At 73.1% G+C, this 3577-nt stretch carries 4 protein-coding genes; 3 read left to right on the top strand and 1 reads right to left on the bottom strand.

Annotated features, from left to right (window positions below; genetic code table 11):
* Positions 1-206 (bottom strand): hypothetical protein (locus JNW89_RS31215; protein WP_238451800.1); only part of this gene is annotated, 206 nt, incomplete at its 3' end.
* A 486-nt stretch (positions 207-692) separates the two neighbouring features.
* Between JNW89_RS31215 and trpC the strand changes: the two genes are divergently transcribed.
* From trpC to trpA, 3 genes are read left to right on the top strand one after another with little or no spacing between them, the layout of a single operon-like run.
* Positions 693-1496, top strand: a complete 804-nt coding sequence (gene trpC / locus JNW89_RS31210; RefSeq protein ID WP_238451801.1) for an indole-3-glycerol phosphate synthase TrpC — start codon at positions 693-695, stop codon at positions 1494-1496.
* Positions 1497-1536: 40 nt separating this feature from the next.
* Positions 1537-2769: a tryptophan synthase subunit beta gene (trpB, locus tag JNW89_RS31205; RefSeq protein WP_238451799.1), complete on the top strand. Its 1233-nt coding sequence runs from the start codon at positions 1537-1539 to the stop codon at positions 2767-2769.
* A 4-nt stretch (positions 2770-2773) separates the two neighbouring features.
* On the top strand, positions 2774-3577 hold the full coding sequence (gene trpA / locus JNW89_RS31200) for a tryptophan synthase subunit alpha (RefSeq protein WP_154943786.1): 804 nt from the start codon (positions 2774-2776) through the stop codon (positions 3575-3577).

Below are 3577 nucleotides of genomic sequence, written 5' to 3'. Positions count from 1 at the left end.
ACCAGGCGGTCCAGCTCGGCCCGCTGGTCGGCGCGGGCGCGGTCGGCGCAGACCGCCTCCCAAGCGTTGCCGCGCGCGGTGCGCACCCGACCCTCACCGACCACGGCGCGTTCCAGGGTGTGCACCACCCCGACGGCCAGCGAGGCGACGGTGCGGGAAAGGGTGGTCAATCCGATGGCGGTGGAGTTCGGCCCGGTCGTGCTCATGAGGTCACCCCGCAGGAGGAGTTCGACGTCTCGGCAGGCGCGTCATCGAGTCTGCCCGATGGACAGGCTGCCCGGCTCACGTTTCACGGTGGTGACGGGCGAATCAACTGTCCGTCGGAGCGAACGTCCTGCATAGGGCCGTTCATCCTTGAGCTGCGTCACAGCATCGACGGGCGTCGTGATGGTGCGCGGGCGCGGCTGCCGTGCTCTCATGGTCCATGGGCCACGGTGGATGCTCGCGCGACGACCCGGAGCAGGGCGGGCAGGCCGGTCGATGGACATCGTGGCGCTGCGTGACATCGCGTTCACCGGAAGTCGGCCATCATGCCACAGCCCATTTCGTGAGGAGCGCCATACCCCCGGCACCCGGCATCACCTGGCGCCCCCTAGCATCGGCCCATGACACCCGGAGAGGGGAGTCCGTTGGTGACTGCTGAGCATGCGCACGCGGAGGGGGACGAGGCCGGTTCGGCGGCGTCCGGAAGCGTGCTCGACGAGATCCTGGCCGGCGTCCGGGAGGACGTGGCGCGGCGGCAGGAGCAGGTTCCGCTGGAGCGGATCCGCGAGCTGGCCGCCGCCGCACCGCCGCCGCTGGACGCGTACGCGGCCCTGCGCCGGCCCGGGGTGGCCGTGATCGCCGAGGTCAAGCGTTCCTCGCCGTCCAAGGGCCGGCTGGCCGAGATCGCCGACCCGGCCGACCTGGCCGGGCAGTACGCCTCCGGCGGCGCGCGGGCGATCAGCGTGCTGACCGAGGGGCGCTGGTTCGGCGGCTCGCTGGACGACCTGGCCGCCGTCCGGGCCGCCGTCCGGGTCCCGGTCCTGCGCAAGGACTTCGTGGTCTCCAGCTACCAGGTGCACGAGGCGCGCGCGCACGGCGCCGACCTGGTGCTGCTGATCGTCGCCGCCCTCGAACAGAACGTGCTGATGGGTCTGCTGGAGCGGATCGAGTCGCTCGGCATGACCGCCCTGGTCGAGGTGCACGACGAGGAGGAGGCCGACCGCGCCCTGGAGGCCGGCGCGCAGGTGATCGGGGTCAACGCCCGCGACCTGCGTACCCTGGAGGTCGACCGGTCGGTCTTCGAGCGGATCGCGCCCGGCCTGCCCAGCAGCGTCGTCAAGATCGCCGAATCCGGCGTGCGTGGCCCGCACGACCTCATCCGGTACGCCTCGGCCGGCGCCGACGCCGTGCTGGTGGGCGAGGGCCTGGTCACCCAGAAGAGCCCCCGCGAGGCGGTCGCCGAGCTGGTCAACGCCGGCAACCACCCGGCCACACCCCGCCCGGTGCGCTGAGCCCGCGCCCGGGAGACGTCAGCAGCGAAAGGACACCGCGATGAGCGCCAACGCCTCGGCCCCGGCCGGTCAGCTTCCCGACGCCGCCGGTCACTTCGGCCGCTTCGGCGGCCGGTTCGTGCCGGAGGCGCTGGTCGCGGCGCTGGACGAGCTGGACGCCGCGTACCGCAAGGCGATGACCGACGAGGCGTTCCTCGCCGAGTTCGATGCCCTGCTGCGCGACTACGCCGGCACCCCGTCGCTGCTGTACTCCGCCGAGCGGTTCTCCGCCAAGGTGGGCGCCCGGGTGCTGCTCAAGCGGGAGGACCTCAACCACACCGGGGCGCACAAGGTGCGCAACGTGCTGGGACAGGCGCTGCTCACCAGGCGGATGGGCAAGAAGCGGGTGATCGCCGAGACCGGCGCCGGCCAGCACGGCGTGGCCACCGCCACCGCCGCCGCCCTGTTCGACCTCGAGTGCGTGGTCTACATGGGCGAGGTCGACACCCAGCGGCAGGCGCTCAACGTGGCCCGGATGCGGATGCTCGGCGCCACCGTCGTCCCGGTCACCACCGGCTCGCGCACCCTCAAGGACGCGATGAACGAGGCCATGCGGGACTGGGTGGCCAACGTCGACGACACCCACTACCTGATCGGCACCGCCGCCGGCCCGCACCCGTTTCCGGAGATGGTCCGGGACTTCGTCCGGGGCATCGGCGAGGAGGCCCGCCAGCAGTGCCTCGACCTGACCGGTGCGCTGCCGGACGCGGTCGCCGCCTGCGTCGGTGGCGGCTCCAACGCGCTGGGCATCTTCCACGCCTTCGTCGGCGACACCGACGTGCGGTTGTACGGCTTCGAGGCCGGCGGCGACGGGGTGGAGACCGGCCGGCACGCGGCCAGCATCACCGGCGGCACCTCGGGCGTGCTGCACGGCACCCGCACCTACGTGCTCCAGGACGCCGACGGCCAGACCGTCGAGTCGCACTCGATCTCCGCCGGCCTGGACTACCCGGGCGTCGGGCCGGAGCACGCCTGGCTGCACGACAGCGGCCGGGCCACGTACGAGCCGGTGACCGACGCCGAGGCGATGGCCGCGTTCGAGCTGCTCTGCCGTACCGAGGGGATCATCCCGGCGATCGAGAGCTCGCACGCGCTGGCCGGCGCGCTGCGGATCGCTCCCCGGCTCACCGCCGAACTCGGCCGGGAGCCGGTCATCGTGGTCAACCTGTCCGGTCGGGGTGACAAGGACGTGCACACCGCCGGCGAGTACTTCGGCATCCTCGACAAGGAGTGACAGCGTGAGTCGGATCGGGGTGGCCTTCGACAAGGCCCGCGCCGACGGGCGGGCCCTGCTGGTCGGCTGCATGCCGGCCGGCTTCCCGACCGTCGAGGGCAGCATCGCCGCGATGACCGCCATGGTCGAGGCGGGCGTCGACGTCATCGAGGTGGAGATCCCGTACTCCGACCCGGTGATGGACGGGCCGGTGATCCAGAAAGCCAGCGACATCGCCCTGGCCGGCGGGGTCCGCACCGCGGACACCCTGCGGATCGTCGAGGCGGTCGCCGCCACCGGCGCGCCGGTGGTGACCATGACCTACTGGAACCCGATCGAGCAGTACGGCGTCGACGCGTTCGCCCGCGACCTCGCCGCCGCCGGCGGCACCGGCCTGATCACCCCGGACCTGATCCCCGACGAGGCCGGCGAGTGGCTGGCCGCCTCGGACGCCCACGGCCTGGACCGCACGTTCCTGGTCTCGCCGTCGTCCACCGACGCCCGGCTGAAGATGACCGTCGAGCACTGCCGAGGCTTCGTCTACGCCACCGCGATCATGGGGGTCACCGGCGCCCGGGCGCAGACCTCGGAGGCCGCGCCGGTCCTGGTCTCCCGACTCCGCGAGGTCACCGACCTGCCGGTCGGCGTCGGCCTCGGCGTGGGCACCGGCGCCCAGGCCGCCACGGTCGCCGGGTACGCCGACGGCGTGATCGTGGGCAGCGCCCTGGTCCGCTGTGTGCTCGACGCCCCGGACCCGGCCGCCGGGCTGACCGCCCTGCGCACGCTCAGCGCCGAACTCGCCGAGGGCGTCCGCCACCCCGTCCGCTGA

This window comes from Micromonospora sp. 4G55, assembly GCF_016803375.1.
The sequence above is the reverse complement of the archived record's forward strand: the minus strand, read 5'-3'. Positions and strand labels throughout refer to the sequence as shown.